General features: G+C 59.1%; 15 protein-coding genes. 13 read left to right on the forward strand and 2 right to left on the reverse strand.

Annotation, left to right across the window (positions count from 1 at the left end; all coding sequences use genetic code 11):
• Positions 1 to 136 precede the first annotated feature (136 nt).
• The 5 genes from yycF to ACFFT4_RS30570 are packed head-to-tail and all read left to right on the forward strand — an operon-like array spanning position 137 to position 5,653.
• Entirely contained in the window at positions 137 to 877 is a 741-nt protein-coding gene (yycF, locus tag ACFFT4_RS30550) for a response regulator YycF (protein ID WP_378052914.1), read from the forward strand.
• Positions 874 to 2,694 (forward strand): ATP-binding protein, encoded by a 1,821-nt coding sequence (locus ACFFT4_RS30555; protein WP_378052915.1) that lies wholly within the window; start codon positions 874 to 876, stop codon positions 2,692 to 2,694. The genes yycF and ACFFT4_RS30555 overlap by 4 nt, the downstream gene beginning before the upstream one ends.
• The gene (locus ACFFT4_RS30560; protein ID WP_378052916.1) at positions 2,691 to 4,001 is read left to right on the forward strand and encodes a YycH family regulatory protein; all 1,311 of its coding nucleotides are present in this window, start codon (positions 2,691 to 2,693) and stop codon (positions 3,999 to 4,001) included. Before ACFFT4_RS30555 ends, ACFFT4_RS30560 begins: the two co-directional genes overlap by 4 nt.
• Positions 4,002 to 4,032: 31 nt before the next feature.
• Positions 4,033 to 4,797 carry a two-component system regulatory protein YycI gene (gene yycI, locus ACFFT4_RS30565; RefSeq protein WP_378052917.1) on the forward strand — a complete coding sequence of 255 codons (765 nt, stop codon included), beginning with the start codon at positions 4,033 to 4,035 and terminating at the stop codon, positions 4,795 to 4,797.
• A gap of 55 nt (positions 4,798 to 4,852) precedes the next feature.
• The gene (locus ACFFT4_RS30570) at positions 4,853 to 5,653 is read left to right on the forward strand and encodes an MBL fold metallo-hydrolase (RefSeq protein WP_378053061.1); all 801 of its coding nucleotides are present in this window, start codon (positions 4,853 to 4,855) and stop codon (positions 5,651 to 5,653) included.
• An 8-nt stretch (positions 5,654 to 5,661) separates the two neighbouring features.
• On the opposite strand, the gene ACFFT4_RS30575 is transcribed toward ACFFT4_RS30570, so the two are convergent.
• Complete coding sequence (locus ACFFT4_RS30575; RefSeq protein WP_378052918.1) at positions 5,662 to 5,862, reverse strand: hypothetical protein; 201 nt, start codon at positions 5,860 to 5,862, stop codon at positions 5,662 to 5,664.
• A 217-nt stretch (positions 5,863 to 6,079) separates the two neighbouring features.
• On the opposite strand from ACFFT4_RS30575, the gene ACFFT4_RS30580 reads away from it, so the two are divergent.
• Positions 6,080 to 7,393: a S1C family serine protease gene (locus tag ACFFT4_RS30580; RefSeq protein WP_378052919.1), complete on the forward strand. Its 1,314-nt coding sequence runs from the start codon at positions 6,080 to 6,082 to the stop codon at positions 7,391 to 7,393.
• Between the two features lie 50 nt (positions 7,394 to 7,443).
• Positions 7,444 to 7,611, forward strand: coding sequence for a CxxH/CxxC protein (locus ACFFT4_RS30585; protein WP_378052920.1), 168 nt, complete (start codon positions 7,444 to 7,446; stop codon positions 7,609 to 7,611).
• A 106-nt stretch (positions 7,612 to 7,717) separates the two neighbouring features.
• Here the strand turns inward: ACFFT4_RS30585 and ACFFT4_RS30590 are convergent, their stop codons facing one another.
• Positions 7,718 to 8,368 (reverse strand): transposase, encoded by a 651-nt coding sequence (locus ACFFT4_RS30590; protein ID WP_378052921.1) that lies wholly within the window; start codon positions 8,366 to 8,368, stop codon positions 7,718 to 7,720.
• A gap of 437 nt (positions 8,369 to 8,805) precedes the next feature.
• On the opposite strand from ACFFT4_RS30590, the gene ACFFT4_RS30595 reads away from it, so the two are divergent.
• The 6 genes from ACFFT4_RS30595 to ACFFT4_RS30620 all read left to right on the forward strand — a co-directional run bounded on the left by ACFFT4_RS30595 (position 8,806) and on the right by ACFFT4_RS30620 (position 15,727).
• Positions 8,806 to 9,048 carry a hypothetical protein gene (locus ACFFT4_RS30595; RefSeq protein WP_378052922.1) on the forward strand — a complete coding sequence of 81 codons (243 nt, stop codon included), beginning with the start codon at positions 8,806 to 8,808 and terminating at the stop codon, positions 9,046 to 9,048.
• 73 nt (positions 9,049 to 9,121) lie between these two features.
• Positions 9,122 to 10,900, forward strand: a complete 1,779-nt coding sequence (locus ACFFT4_RS30600; protein ID WP_378052923.1) for an ABC transporter substrate-binding protein — start codon at positions 9,122 to 9,124, stop codon at positions 10,898 to 10,900.
• 88 nt (positions 10,901 to 10,988) lie between these two features.
• The gene (locus ACFFT4_RS30605; RefSeq protein WP_378052924.1) at positions 10,989 to 11,435 is read left to right on the forward strand and encodes a response regulator transcription factor; all 447 of its coding nucleotides are present in this window, start codon (positions 10,989 to 10,991) and stop codon (positions 11,433 to 11,435) included.
• Positions 11,436 to 11,599: 164 nt separating this feature from the next.
• Complete coding sequence (locus tag ACFFT4_RS30610; RefSeq protein ID WP_378052925.1) at positions 11,600 to 12,958, forward strand: aspartate aminotransferase family protein; 1,359 nt, start codon at positions 11,600 to 11,602, stop codon at positions 12,956 to 12,958.
• A 20-nt stretch (positions 12,959 to 12,978) separates the two neighbouring features.
• Complete coding sequence (locus ACFFT4_RS30615; protein ID WP_378052926.1) at positions 12,979 to 14,781, forward strand: IucA/IucC family protein; 1,803 nt, start codon at positions 12,979 to 12,981, stop codon at positions 14,779 to 14,781.
• Positions 14,774 to 15,727, forward strand: coding sequence for an IucA/IucC family C-terminal-domain containing protein (locus ACFFT4_RS30620; protein ID WP_378052927.1), 954 nt, complete (start codon positions 14,774 to 14,776; stop codon positions 15,725 to 15,727). Before ACFFT4_RS30615 ends, ACFFT4_RS30620 begins: the two co-directional genes overlap by 8 nt.
• Positions 15,728 to 15,743 lie beyond the last annotated feature (16 nt).

Consider the following 15,743-nt stretch of genomic DNA (forward strand, 5'->3'; position numbering starts at 1 on the left):
CACGATCAAGCGGAACAGCCCTGCGGAGCTCCGGATTAGACGAGATGTCCTTGTATATAACGCCATTGGGGTCTTTGCCTGCGTTATGGTAAGATAGAAGCAGGATTAGCTTCCGAGAAGCGGGAGGCGGTGACGTATGCTGGGCAAAATTCTGGTCGTCGACGATGAACGGCCGATTGCGGATATTCTAAAGTTTAATCTGGAGAAGGAAGGCTACGAGGTCGTCTGCGCCTTCGACGGGGAAGCGGCGGTGCGGCTGGCGTTCGAGGAAGAGCCGGATCTGATTCTGCTCGACCTGATGCTGCCGATCAAGGACGGCATGGACGTATGCCGCGAGGTGCGGACGCGTCTGTCTACGCCGATCATCATGCTGACGGCCAAGGACAACGAGATCGACAAGGTGCTCGGGCTGGAGCTCGGGGCCGACGATTACGTGACGAAGCCTTTCGGAACGCGCGAGCTGCTCGCGCGGGTGAAAGCCCATCTGCGCCGGCAGCGCAAGGTAGAGGCTCCCCGTTCGGACGAGGAAGCGCAGCCGGAAGCCGAGCGTCAGGGCATCAAGCTGTTCAATTTGTTTATCGATACGGATATGTATGTGGTGTATAAAAACAATCAGCCCCTCGATCTGACCCATCGGGAATTCGAGCTCGTGCATTACCTGGCGAAAAATAGCGGCAAGGTCATGACGCGGGAGCATCTGCTGCAGGCGGTATGGGGCTTCGAATATTTCGGCGACGTGCGCACCGTGGACGTGACGATTCGTCGTCTGCGAGAGAAGCTCGAGGACGATCCGAGCCGTCCGGAGATTATTCTGACCCGGCGCGGGCTGGGCTACCTGGTGAGAAATCCGAAGACGGCGGGCGGGTATTACGGATGAGAGGCGTTCGTCTGTTCCGCAGCATTCAGATCAAGCTGATTGCGATGGTGCTGCTGCTCATCCTGATCGCGGTGCAGCTCATCGGCGTATACTTCATCAGCACGATGAAAACCTCGCTGACCAACTCGTTCTCCGGCAACCTGAACGATCAGGCGAATCTGCTGACGACGATGCTCTCCACCTCGAACTCGGGCAGCGAAGTAAGCCTGCAGACGGGAGCCGAGGTGACGCTGAGCAACCTGGTCAGCAACTTTTTCACGAGCAGCGGAGCCGAAGTGCAGGTGCTGGACGCCGGCGGCAAGGTGTTGGCCACCTCCAACAACAATCAATCCTATATCGGGAGAAAAAATACATCTCTGCTCGTCAGCCGGGCGCTCCAGGGCGTGCGGAACAACGAGGAAGAGATCATCGACGAGAACAGCGTTCGCAACAAGGTGATCGCCAAGCCGATTTTCAGCGGAGACAAAATCGTCGGAGCGGTCTACATCGTCGCGTCGATGAACGAGCTGTACCAGACGATGGAGAACATCAACCGCATCTTCGTCTCGGCGACGCTCATCGCGCTCGGACTGACGGCGGTGCTCGGGGTGCTGCTCGCAGGCACGATCACCTCCCCGATCAAGGCGCTGACCCGTCAGGCCGGCGCGGTAGCGGAAGGACGGTTCGACGAGCGGGTGCCGGTGTTCGGCAGGGACGAGATCGGCCAGCTCAGCATCGCCTTTAACGAGATGACCGACCGGCTGAGCGACGCGCTGGCGGTGAACGAGGAAGAGAAGGAGAAGCTGGCTTCGATCCTCTCCAACATGAGCGACGGCGTGCTGGCCACCGACGAGGTAGGCAGCGTTATCGTGACCAACCGCCGGTCGCGGGCGATGCTGGGTCTGGAGGCGAAGGGCGGGCTGACGCTGTCCGAGGCGCTCGGGATCGGCAAGGAGCCGATTGCGGAGACGCTGCAGGGCATGGAATCGTCGATGCTGCTGCACCGCGAGACCGACGACGGAACGGAGAACCAGATCTATCGGGTGACGCTGACGCCGATCCGCCGCCGGGACAAGGGCGTGGCCGGAGCGATCGCGGTGCTGCAGGACGTTACGGAGTCGGAAAATCTGGAGCAGTCGCGGCGGGAGTTCGTCGCCAACGTCTCCCACGAGCTGAGAACGCCGCTGACGACGATCAAGAGCTACGCGGAGGCGCTGGGCGACGGGGCGTTGGACGAGCCGCCGCTGGCCGACCGGTTCGTCGGCGTCATTCGCAGCGAGACGGAACGGATGATCCGGCTCGTGACCGATCTGCTGCACCTGTCCCGGTTCGATTCCCGGCGCAATCAGCTGATTCGCCAGAATATCGACCTGCTGGAGATGCTGGAGGAGGTCGTCGACCGGTTCTCTTTCCAGCTCAGACAGAAGGCCATCACCGTATCGGTGAAGGTCGAGGAGACAAGGAAGACGGCCCGGCTGGACCGCGACGGCATCGATCAGGTGCTGGACAACCTGGTCTCGAACGCGATCAAGTATACGCTGGACGGCGGCTCGATCGACATCACGGCCAGAACGACCGAGACCGGGCAATTGGCAATCGCGATCAAGGACACCGGGATCGGGATTCCGAAGAAGGACCTTCCCCGCATCTTCGAACGGTTCTACCGGGTCGACAAAGCTCGCTCGCGGAATATGGGCGGCACGGGGCTGGGACTTTCCATTGCCCGGGAAATCGTGCGCGCGCACGGAGGCTCGATGACGATCGATTCCGAGACGAACGTCGGAACCGTCGTGACGCTGCTGCTGCCGATCGTGCCGGAAGGAAGTGAGAGCGCATGATCGAGAAAGGCAAATCGGTGCTGCTGTTCCTGCTCGTCGTCATCAGTCTTTACCAGAGCTACTTGCTGGCCTACAGCAAACCTTTTATGGAAGCCAAGGTGAAGACCGAGCTGAACTATGTGAAGACCGAGCCTCTTGGCACGAACCTGCAGGTCAAGGATCTGATCTTCCCGGAGCAGCTCGTCGTCCATCTGGGCGCAGACAAGCACACGGTGTTCTACCCGAGCACCGTTCCGTATTACAATTTGATCCTGGATAAGCTGATGAGCCGCGAATTCAAGAGCTTGCAGCGCGACTCGGTGAACGCGGTCGACTGGGATCTGATCGCCCGGGAGAACCAGGGCGTCGAGCTGCGGTTCGGGCGCGCGATTCCGTTTGAATTGCTGCAGCGGGTGTTCAAGATCGACGGAGACTTCCTGTTCTCCCGGGATTCGATCGACCGGATCTGGATTTACACGAGCAAGCTTCGGGACGAAGTACGCACGTACTTCTTCAGCTCGGACGGCCGCAACGTGTACGAAGCGCAGAAAGCGGATTTGACCGTGGGCGACGTGGAAGGCTATGTCGGCTTCGGACAATATTGGGACCCGTACGTCGTCTACGGGGAAGATCTTTACATTCCGGAGAAGCCGATTACCCGCATGCTGTCCATGGAGGTGTCGTACGACCGGTATACCGCGGAGCAGATGCAGGACAATTTGTTCACCGACGCGAGCAGCGTGAGGACGATTCCGAACGGCACGTTCTACAACGACGCCAAGCGGGCGATGAAGATCGAGCAAGGTGGAACCTGGCTGTCCTACACGGACCCGGTCGCCCCGACCGAAGGCGCCGACGAGCTCGCCGAGAACGTCATCGCCGCGGTCGACTTCGTCAATCAACACGGCGGATGGAACGCCAGGCACGCGCTGATCCAAGGAACGGATCCGGTCAAGGAAAATGCCAACATCCGTTTTCAGCAGTATTATCGGGACACTCCGGTTGTACCGGGCGCAACGATGAACTTCGGCTACATCCAGATGACGCTGCAGCGGGGACTCATTACCTCCTACGCCCGTTCGTTGGTTCTGCTCGATCAGGAAGTGTCGAACAAGAAGGTCAGGAAGCTGCCGGCGGGCAGCGAGCTGCGCGCGCTCCTGAAGAACGTGGAATTATCCGGAGGGAACATCGAGGCGTTATTCCCGGCTTTCCGTCCGGAGATAAAGGAGAACGCGATCTCCCTCGTTCCGGTATGGGCGATCAGGCTGACGGGCGGAGAAGTGAAGATCGCGGCCGATTCGGCCTCCATCGAGGGAGCCGCGAAATAACCGGAACGAGAGACGAGAAAGGAGGAACGGGATGGACTGGAGACGGGCCAAGAGCGTGCTGATCGTATCTTTTCTGCTGCTGAATATCGTACTGGGCTATCAACTGTGGAACGATTGGCGCGAACGGTTGAATACGGCGGTCAACTGGACGTCCCTTCCTCCGGAGACGATTCAGTTCATGCGGGAAAACAACATTCAAGTGGAAGACAACGCCAAGATCCCGACGGAAACTCCGAACATGCGCGAGATCAGCTACACGTTTAAACAGCGCGCGGAGCATGGAGACGCCGGGAGGGAGGAAATCGTCTCCCCTCCGGAGACGCGAATCGTGTTTGGAGAGGAACTGCTCAAGGTGCTGGGCGGCATCGTGCCGGAGCTCGACAAATACGCGCTCGACCAGCCGGGCAGCCGGGAAGGCGCCTACTTCGTCTTTAACCGGATGGAAGGCGGCTGGCCGATGTTCGACATCCACCTGAATTTGTTCTACAGTGACCAGAGAATCCGCGCCTATTCGCAGGATCTGATCGAGGTCAAGCCGCTGGCGGGAGCCAAGGACCAGCAGGTGCTTCCGGCCGCCAAGGCGCTGGCCAAGGTCATTGAGAGAAACCTGCCCGCGGGTTCGGTCATCAAGGAAATTCGATTGGGCTATCACGGAGAAATTTTCGACGAGCTGGAAGAGCAGGTTTCTACGCCTTCTTGGAGGGTTTTGCTGGAAAATGGCGAAGAGGTGTATTACGTGAACGCGATCAGCGCCGAGGTGACGGTGGAGAAGAGCGATGAGCCGGCCAATCCGTAGACGCGCGAACCGGGGAGAAACGGCTTCAAGCCTGGGAGAGGAACAGACAACGATTATGGGACTTCGATTCACGGTGCTGGCCAGCGGGTCGACCGGCAACGCGACCGTCGTGTCTACGGATGCGGCGAGCGTGCTGGTCGACGTCGGACTGAGCGGCAAAAAAATAGAAGAGCTGATGAGAGAAAGAGAGATTTCCGGGCAGGAGCTTAGTGCGATCTTCGTGACGCACGAGCATTCCGACCATATTAAAGGGCTGGGCGCTTTCGCCCGCAAGCATCAACTGCCGATCTATGCCAACGAGAAGACGTGGGTAGCGATGCGGAAGTCGGTGGGCGAAATTCCCGAAGAGAACCGGAGAATTCTTCCGACCGACAGCGTGATGGAGATTGCAGATCTGAGGATCGAATCGTATGCCATCTCCCACGATGCGGTCGAGCCGGTCGGCTATTGCTTTCAGGCCGGCGGGGCGAAGCTGAGCCTGGCGACGGACCTTGGCTATGTCAGCGACAAGGTCATGAAGCAGCTGCAGCATTCGGACGTGATGGTGCTCGAATCCAACCATGACGTCGATATGCTTCGCATGGGCCGATATCCGTGGAATACGAAACGGCGCATCCTGGGCGATATGGGCCACCTCTCCAACGAGGCGGCCGGGGAGGCGCTGTGCAGCTTGTTGAACGGCAGGCTGAAGCGGGTCTATCTTGCGCATCTCAGTCAGGAGCACAACTTGATGGATTTAGCCAAACTGACGGTGAATACAGTATTAGAGAACAACGGATATTTCTATCATAAGCACGAATTTGCGTTATGCGATACTTATTACGACCGGCCGACGCCATGGGATATCGTGGGATAAGAACGAAATTATAATAGAAGCTGCCGATTCAGCTCGGTCTCCATATCGGACGCCTTCTGCCGAATTTCCTCCGGAGTCAGAATGCCCTTGTCGACCAGAAGCTCGATCAGCGTGCTGAGGGCAAGCAGCTGCTTGTAGTTGTCGTGCTTCATCTCGGATACTTGGGAAGCCAGGTCGAGGAACCGCCAGCCGAAATCAGCTGTTTTCATTGGATATCCTTCCTTTCTTTACATGCGTAAGATGAGGGGAAACCACTTGCTTGTCCTCATGGATTCTATTACTATTCTAGTCAAAACCGAAAAAAACATTCCTATGAATTCGGAGATTACGTGATTAGACGAGCCGCAATTAGCTAGAATAGATAAGAGGAAGTCGCAGCGGAGAGAGGGAACGAACAGTTCCCCAAGAGAAGGACGGTGCAGGGCCATGGGTTTGTTCGATGATGATTTCTTTTCCACGCGGGTGAGGCGGCGCTCGCGTAGCTGGCCGGTCTCCGGTTCGAGAACGTCCAGATTCCGTCCGGGATCGACGCCGCGGATCGTGCTGATCTCTTCGCTGACCAGCTCTGTCCTGGTCGCCGGGCTCTTCCTGGCGTTCGGCCGCGGGGAAGACTCCCAGCCGGAGGCTAGACCGGCGATTGTCGAGGGCCCGGGGTATATCGAGACGTCCGAGCGGATCATCTCGGCTTCCGAGAAGGTTCGGCCGGCCGTTGTGAGCATCATCAATCTGACGAACCAGGCGCTCGAGCTGCAGGAAGCGGGAGATTTCGAAGAGGGTGAGCTGCCATATAATACAAGTATGGGATCGGGCGTTATTTTTCAGAAAAAGGACGGCAAGGCTTACATCATGACGAACGCTCATGTCGTTCAGGATGCCGGAGAAATTCAGGCGGTGTTGGTGAGCGGAGAGCGGAAAAAAGCCAAAATCGTCGGGGAGGACATCGTTACCGATCTGGCGCTGCTGGAAGTGAGCGGGGAAGGCATCGACTCGGTCGTGGAGCTGGGCGATTCGGATAAGCTTCGCGTCGGCGAGATGGTCATTGCGGTCGGAAACCCGCTGGGCTTCGGGGATTCCCTGACGCAGGGCATCGTCTCTTCGACGAACCGGATCATCCCCGTGTCGATCAATCAGGACGGCAACTACGATTGGGAGCAGGAGGTCATTCAGACCGACGCCGCGATCAATCAGGGCAACAGCGGCGGAGCGCTGGTCGACCTGAACGGCAGGCTGGTCGGGATCAACAGCATGAAAGTGGCCGAGAGAGGGGTTGAGGGAATCGGCTTCGCGATCCCGATCGATCAGGCGCTGCCCGTGTTGAACGCTTTGATGGAGAAAGGTAAAGTCTCCCGCCCTTATATGGGCGTCTACACGATAAACCTCGGCCTGTATCTGGACAGTCTGGAGATGAGAGGTCTGGACGATCCGGAGGAGGAGTGGCCGGAGGACGAGGGCGGGGAGGATGGCGAAGCGTTCACTCCTGCCGATCCGGTCGTACCGGACGGAGTGACCAAGGGCGTGATCGTGCTGGAATCGGTCGGTCCTTCGCTGGAAGCGGGGCTGGCGTTTAACGATATTATCGTGGCGCTGGACGGCCAAGCGATCGGGAGCACGCTGGATCTTCGCAAATATTTGTATAACGACAAGAAAATCGGGGAATCGCTGAAAGTAACTTATTACCGGGACGGCAAGAAACAGACGTTGGACGTGAAGCTTGAAGAGAAAGCGGAAGAGCAGGAGTAGCGCCGACGGCCATACGAAACAGAAGCTGCGAGTTGGAAAGGACTAACCGAATGTATTGCGTATGCCGCGAGCACGTGGAATTGGCGATCGATAAATTCGTGGACGAATACGAGGACGCGCCGGATCTGGTCAATCTCCAGACGACGGCGTTCTCGGCCTGGACCCCGCCCGAGCATTGCGAATGGTGCGGCAATCCGGCGGAAATCTTAGTCGTATAACTGTATAAATAACCCGGCTTCGGCCGGAAAAAGACGCTTCTGCCAATTGCAGGGGCGTTTTTTTGCGATCGGGTATCTATTAAAGAAGGCCCAGAGAGACCTTCGTCTACGAGGCGCTTTTCCGTTCTCGGAGTCTCCCATACTCGTTTAGCGTGTAAATCGTTGTGCAGGAAGCAAGGATCAGACCGGAGAGCGCGCCGGTGAAATGATGCATATAGTTGCTCCGGAAACGGTACTCATAATAATAGTAAAGCCGATTCCATTTGGACACGCGTTTACCGTAATACCGCCGAATAAAGGCGCGAGCCTCTCGATACATCTTCTGCATGGCCCGGCGCACAATTGGCTGCTGGGCCGAGCGTTTCTCGCGGTTCCAGAAGTCGAGCAGGAGCGTAGGCTCCGACTTGTGCATGGCCAGCCGGATCTTGCGCAGCAATCTCTCGGCCGTGCGCTGTTGGATGAGGAGCGTCCGAGCCAGCTTGCGGGCGGAGCAGCGCTGGCCCGAAGCGACCCAGTAGAGCGCGACCATCCAGTAGCGGAGAGGCAGCTTCGTGCGGTGCATCAGCGTATTGGAGGTAATGGAGGTTTGCGTCTTGCAGTTGGCGCATTCGTACACGTTCCGCGTTTTAATCAGACAGTATCGCATCTCCCCGCACTTGGTGCAAATAAAGCCCCGCGGCCAACGAAGAGAGAACAAATAATCGCGACAAGACTGCTCGTCCGGAAAAAGAGCCATAAACCTGCGAATGGACGCCATAATCTTCCCTCCACTCCACTTCGAGAACGTTTGTTCCCCTTCATTTTACCAAACGTTTGTTCCTGTTTCAATATTATTTTGCATAAATTTAGGGATTTTTGTGATTTTTCTTGCTCCTGAAAAGCTTTTCTATCTCAAATTCGTCTTACCTGAGTGAATGGCAGATGGGCGGCAGGAAGAGAGAGGTGCGGGGGTGAGAGGGCAGTGTATTTCCTTGATATGGTAAAATATGATTTTCCATCCTTGTGAATATCTGCGTACCTCAAATTCGCTTTCCCTGAGTGAATGGCAGATAGGGGATGGGGCGAGTTGTGTAATTCACAGATGCTCGCATGAATAGGGCGTGTAGAGTAGTTGTAGAGTAAATGGAAGATCCCTTCAATGTCGAACATGACGGCAGCCATGGGGGGATCTGCAGATCACTCAGGTGAGGAGAAATGGAGATATTCAGAGAAACCAAAAGTAAAAATGTGGGAAAAAGGGTCGGAGAGAGTGGAGGAGTGGGAAGTGAGGATGAGAGAGTGGAGGGAGTAAAAAGAGGAGGGTGGAGAAGAAAGAGAAGAAAGAGTAGAAAGAGTAGGAAAAGAAGGAAAAGAAGGAGAGGAAAGGGGAGAGTGAGAAGGGGGGATATAGGCTTAAGGATTAGCGGAATTGCGCGGGCGGGCAATAAATGTTATTGATAATCGTTCTCATTATGATAAACTGATCACAAAATCGTATTAGCAAAAACAACCGTCCGCGGGAGGTACGGATATGCATTTGCACAGTCATGTGATGGCTTGGAATTATGCGGCTCTCCAGTTGAATAGCGTTGGGAAGTTTGTTGTGCGTCCGGGGGAAAGCGTGAAAGGGTATCGGCTGCCTGCAGGGACGTTCCTGTACGTCGGCCGCGGCAAGGCGAGGGTGAGGGTCGACGATACGGAGTACGAAGCGGAGAGCGATTTCGTCTGTCACGCCGGTCGGGGCTCGAGTCTTCATATCGCGCAGGCGGAGCAGGTTTTCGAATATTATCTGATCGGTTACCAGGCGATTGCCGCCGACCCGTCCAGCAGCCAACCGTCTCCGCTGAGATGGCCGGGCGATCCGTTTAAGGAGCAGTACGGAGTGATGCCGCGCACCCCGATCCCGCTGCGCCTGAAAGTCGAGCAGATGCACGGGCAATGGCAGCAGGCCGGGACGTTGGAGCAGTTTCATGCCAAGGGGCTGTTCCATCAATTCGTGTATGAGGTGCTCGGCGAGCTGCTGGAGGCGGGAAGAGACGAGGAGAGCGCCGATCTTGTAAGCCTCGCGGTCCGTTATATGTCGGCTCATTATGCCGAGCCGCTGACGCTCGAATCCCTGTCATCTCTTCTGAACTGCACGGGCCGGCAGCTGCAGCGGCTGTTCAAGACCAAGCTGCTGATCGGACCGATCGACTACTTGATACGACTGCGAATGGACAAGGCGAAGACGCTGCTCCGGCAGACGGACGTACCGCTCAAACAGATCGCGGAGGCGGTCGGCTACGAGGACGGTTATCATTTCAGCCGCATGTTCAAGAAGCACGAGAACGTATCGCCCGGTCTGTACAGAGAGCAGGGCCGATCGGCTGCGGGGGAACGCCGTCGCCATTTCCCATCCCGCCCGTCGCGAAACGCCATTGCCGCCCCGGAGCCGCAGGGCTATAGTAATTTTGGAAGCAGCTCAGGCAAAAACCGGGTGATCCCGCATTTAAAGGGAGAATTGGTTCTGACGCGCAAGCCGGCAAGAATTGTCGTTCTCGACTATCAATATATCGATCATTTGGCGGCGCTCGGGGAGATACCCGTCGGCAGCGTCATCGGGACGAGCGACAACTCCGCTTTTCCCGCCTATCTGGCCGATCGGCTGGGCGATGTCAAAGTGCTCGGCACGAAGGAGATGCCCGATCTCGAGGCGATTCTCTCGTGCGAGCCGGATCTGATCGTCTGCACGAGGTTCCAGGAGGAGCTGTACGACAGGCTGTCCATGATTGCGCCGACGCTCATGTTCGACCGGAACGAGGATTGGCGGTTTACACTGCTGAAGATCGGCAGAATCGTGGGCAAGCTGAGAGAGGCGAGACGGTTGCTGGACCGGCACCGGAAGAAGCTTGAGAGACTGCAAGCGGCGCTGGCCGATCACTTGGCCGGCAAGACGGTCGCTCTGGTGAGGCCGCGCGACCGGATCATTCGCCTGCACACGACGGCGCACCGCACGGCGGAGCTGCTGTATCGCGACTTAGGCTTGGCCGCGCCGGGGATGACCGCCGGAGCGGGGAATACGAGTCTTCCGATCCCGCTGGAGACGCTGCCGAATTTGCGCGCGGACCATCTGTTCGTGCTTGAGGACGATTCCAATTTGCAGTTGGCGGACGAATTTCGAAGCACTCCGATTTGGCGGGGGCTGGAGGCGGTACGCGAAAATCGGGTGTATACGGCGAACACGACGCTCTGGGTCGGCTACTACGGGCCGATCGCGATAGGCCGGGTTCTGGACGAAGTCGCCGCGGCGCTGCTCAGACCGGCAACATAACCGAATACGAAGATGACGGAAAGGGGGCGACAGCGGATCAGACGACGCCTCCTTTTTTGTATGAATCGACGGATGCGAGGGGGAGAGCATGGGAGAAGCCAAAGTAAGGTTGATCATCGATTCCGCTCCTCGGGACGGCTCCAATCTGGGGAAGCTGATCGAATTGCATCGCATGGTGGTCGAGCAGACGATGCGCCTCAACATCGACGAATACGTCCGGATTACGTGGGAGCTGGACGCGGTGGAAGGCCGGGAAACGCCGCCGGCAGCAGCCGCAGAAGCACGGCGGACGGCCGATCCGATCAGCGCGCTCAGCAGCCGACAGAGACAGATCGCGGACATGCTGTGCGCCCACTATTCGATCAAGAGGATTTCAAGCGAGCTGTTCGTCAGCGTCAACACGGTCAAGAAGCACATTCAGAACATCAAGAGAGCGTTAAAGGTCGAGTCGTCGGGGGCCGATTTTATTTATTTGTTAAATCGCTTGATGCAAGGGGGAACGTTGACGGAAGCGGAGCTTACTCCAAACGAATGATCCATATTATCCGATCGGAGAATTTACGGAACCCGTCCGCGTTGCTACTCTATATTTAGGCATATTGATAATGATTATCATTATCGAAAATAAAGGGGCGATTTCCGGAGAGCGGCGGGGAAGCGCCGGAAAATCGCGAACGTGCCTGAGGAGGATGGGAGAACGTGAAAGGTACCGTAACGGAAAAGTCGAGAAACGATCGTTATCTCGAAAGCCAGGCTGCTCGGGAATCCAACGCCAGATCTTACCCCAGGAGGATTCCGATCGCCATTCAGGAAGCGGAGGGAATTTACGTTAAAGACATGGACGGCAGGACGTATTACGACTGTCTTGCCGGAGCCGGGACGCTGGCGCTCGGGCACAATCATCCCGTGGTGCTCGAAGCGGTCCGGGAGATGCTCGACCGGAAGCGGCCGATGCATACGCTGGACTTGACGACCCCGGTGAAGGAGGCGTTCGTGGACGAGCTGTTCGCGAGCCTTCCGGAGGAGTTCGCCAAGGACGCGCGCATCCAGTTTTGCGGACCGACGGGAGGGGATGCGATCGAGGCGGCGATCAAGCTCGTCAAGACGGCGACCGGAAGGCGCAGCATCCTCTCCTTCCAAGGAGGGTACCACGGCTCCACGCACGCGGCGATGAGTCTGAGCGGAACGCTCGGACAGAAGGAGAACGTGCAGGGCCTTATTCCGGACGTTCATTTTCTTCCTTATCCGTACGCTTACCGCTGCCCGTTCGGAGTCGGCGGGGAGGAGACGCACCGAATTTCCAGCCGTTACGTCGAGCAGCTCCTGAAAGATCCCGAGAGCGGTATCGTGCCGCCTTGCGGGATGATTTTCGAGGCGGTGCAGGGAGAGGGAGGTTCTATCCCCGCGCCGGCGGAGTGGATTCGCGAGATGCGGCGGATTACGCAGGAGCGGGACATTCCGCTGATCGTCGACGAAGTGCAGACCGGCTTCGGCCGTACCGGCAAAATGTTCGCCTTCGAGCACGCCGGAATTCTTCCGGACGTGCTGGTCCTCTCAAAGGCGATCGGCGGGAGCCTGCCGCTGTCGGTCGTCGTCTACCGCAGCAAGCTCGACGTCTGGAAGCCGGCGGCGCACATCGGAACGTTCCGCGGCAATCAGCTGGCCATGGCGGCCGGTCTGGCGACGCTGAGATACATTAAGGCGAACGACCTGCCGGGCCATGCGGAGCGGATGGGCGCCCGCCTGCGAGAGCGGCTGGAGGAGCTGCAAAGCCGCGTCGTCCAGATCGGCGACGTGCGCGGCCGGGGGCTGATGATCGGCGTCGAGATCGTCGATGCCGGGAAGGAGCCGGATCCGCTGGGCCACAGCCCGGCGAATCCGCAATTGGCCAGCCGCATTCAGCGGGAATGCTTGCGGCGCGGATTGATTCTGGAGGTTGGCGGCCGACATTCCGCCGTCATTCGTTTTCTGCCTCCGCTGATCGTCACGGAATCGGACATCGACGAGATCGCCCGCATTTTTGGCGAGGCCGTGGACGCGGCGTGCGCGGCGGAGTGAGTGGGAGAGGAGGCGGGACGATGCTGCAGACGGAACAGAGGAAACGGCCGGGGAAGGCGCTGCAAACGAATCGGATAGGCTCTGCAGGCGCGGAGGAGCTGGCGCTGCGCGCGACCTTGAGGGCGCTGCTTAATTGCTATTTTCGCGAAAAAGGAATCGCCGACCCCCGAACGGAGAAGCGGGAAGGCATGGGTCCGTCGGAGCCGGGAGAGACGTTCGCAATTTCTTGGGATTCTGGCGGCGGGATAACGGTCGAAGGGACGCTGGCGTACAGCTCCCGGATCGGGCAGCACGATTACGGCCCCGCGTTCGAGGAGATCGGGCCAGACGGCACGCGCCGCCCGCTAAGCTCCGAGCGGCTGATCGCGCTGCTGCTGGAGGACGCAAGCCGGTCCGGTCCGCCGGACAGCCGGGCGGCCAACCTGATTGCGGTCGGGGAACGCGTCGAGAACAGCTTGCGGAACATGGGCCGCTATATCGATCAGGCTTGGCGGCGGGAGAGCGGGGAGGACGCGCCGCTCGATTTTATCCGCTCGGAGCAGTCGCTTCTCTGCGGGCATCCGTTTCATCCTTATCCGAAAAGCTCGGAGGGCTTCGCCGAAGACGAGCTTGGGCGCTATAGCCCGGAGCTGGGGGCGTCGTTCCGGCTCTGTTACATTGCCGTCCACCGGCGCTATGTCAGCGAGGAGTGGGCGGGGGAGGAGATGCAGATTCCCCCCTCCGACGCGGCCGCGCTGGCCAGGGAAAGGCTGGGGGGCAGGGCGGAAGAGTACGCGCTGCTTCCGATGCATCCGTGGCAGATGGCTTTTCTCCTCCGGCAGCCGGGACTTCAGGAGCTGATCGGCCGCTCCGAGATCGTCGACCTGGGCCCGGCGGGTCCCGTTGTCTATCCGACTTCGTCGGTAAGAACGGTATGGGACCCGGACACGGGAGACGGCTACAAGCTGCCGCTGCACGTGAGAATCACCAATCTCGTTCGGGACAATACGCCCGAGCAGGCGAGGCGGACGCTGGATGCGGCCAGAATCGTGCGGCGGCTTGGCGACGAGCCGGGCGGAGAAGGATTTGTCATTCTGGCCGAGACCGGCTGCAGCCAAGTCTCGTTCGAGACGGAGGCTGCCGCGGAATGGTCCGCCGGCTTTACGGTGATTCATAGGCCGCTCCATTTTCCGAAGGAGACAACGTTCGTGCTGGCCTCTTTGCTGGAGCCCACTCCGGGACAAAAGGAACCGAAACTGGCGAATGCTGTCCGGCACGGCTCGGGAGGAACGCTTCCCGATTGGTCCGAGTGGCTGGAGCGCTACCTGGAGCTGTCTCTTCTGCCGCTGCTTCGCCTCGCGGCGGAGCGGGGCGTCGGCTTCGAGGCCCATCTGCAAAACTCGCTGCTGACCTTGAAGCAAGGCTGGCCAGACCGCTTCTACGTTCGCGATCTCGAAGGCGTCAGCGTCGATCGCCGGAAGGCGGCCGAAGCGGGCTGGACCGGAAGCCTGGTGGACGAGAACAGTCCGGTGCTGTACGAGGCCGCGGAGGTCTGGCACCGAACGAAATACTATTTTGTCGTCAATCATCTCGGTTCGCTCATTCACGCGATCGCAGCTTATGCCGGCGAGGACGAGCGGGTTTATTGGGCCGTCGTCAGCCGTCTGCTCCGCAGGGAGCGGCAGCGCTCGTCGGGCAGGCTGGGCGAGCTGATCGACGATCTGCTTGGCGGCGACACGCTCCCGGCCAAAGCCAATCTGATGAGCTGCATGGCGGGCAGGGGAGAAACGCCTTTGTTCGTACCGATTCCAAACCCCATCAAGGAGACGCGCATACATGATTGAAAAGTCGGCATTCACCCCCGCGGAAGCGGAAGTTCTCTCGCGAAGCTTCGGCATGTTTATCGGCAGTCCGCCGGATTCGTCCGAGCGCATCCCGTGCCTCGATCTGTTGAACGAGGAACGCTGCGCCGCTTATCTGGACCGGCTGGCGGAGACGCTGCCGTCGCCTTCCCGTCTGATCGCGGCCTCGCAGTTGGCGAAGAGGTACGCCTTCATCGCGGCGGTTCCGGCGCTGTACGCCATGACGGCGTACGGCAAGGGGGTGGAGCTGGCGATCGAAAGCTGCTCTCTGGACGCGTATCCGAGCCGAATCGGGAAAATCCGGCTTCTTGCGTCGGACGCTCCGGTCACGGTGCCGGAGGCGGGGGAGTGGGGGCGATGGCGCGGGGAACTGGTCGAGAGACTGTTCGCCGGCCACATCGCGGGCATATGGCGCACGCTGTCGAAGGCCGCGAACATCCCCCTGCCCATTCTGTGGGAGAACGCGGCGGTCCGGGTGTATTCGCTGTACGAGAAAAAAATAACCGGCGAGGCGGCAGCCAGCGCCGATTACGATTACTTGGTCCACGGCGCGCCGGGGAGCGCGTTCGGAGAGAGGATCAATCCGCTGGGGCGGTTTTACGGAGGGCGGCGGTCGTCCGCGGCGGAGGCCTCTCCAGGGGCGTCCACGACGGCTGCGGCATCCCAGGGGGAGCCCGGACCGGCGCCGTCTCTGGGAGAGTCCAGACCCGCGTCGTCTCCGGGAGAGTCCAGACCCGCGTCGTCTCCGGGAGAGTCCGGACTCGCGTCGTATCCGGGAGCGACCGGACCCGCATCGTCTCCAAGAGCGTCCGGAGGCGTGCCGTCTTCGGCAGCCCCCGCCATACGCGTTCGGAGAACGTGCTGTTTTTACTATCAGGCGGCCCCGGACGCGGAATACTGCGAGGCCTGTCCGAAAATCCCCCGGTAAATCGCAATCTAACGGA

Source organism: Cohnella cellulosilytica, from assembly GCF_042431195.1.
Classification (GTDB): Bacteria; Bacillota; Bacilli; order Paenibacillales; family Paenibacillaceae; genus Cohnella; species Cohnella cellulosilytica.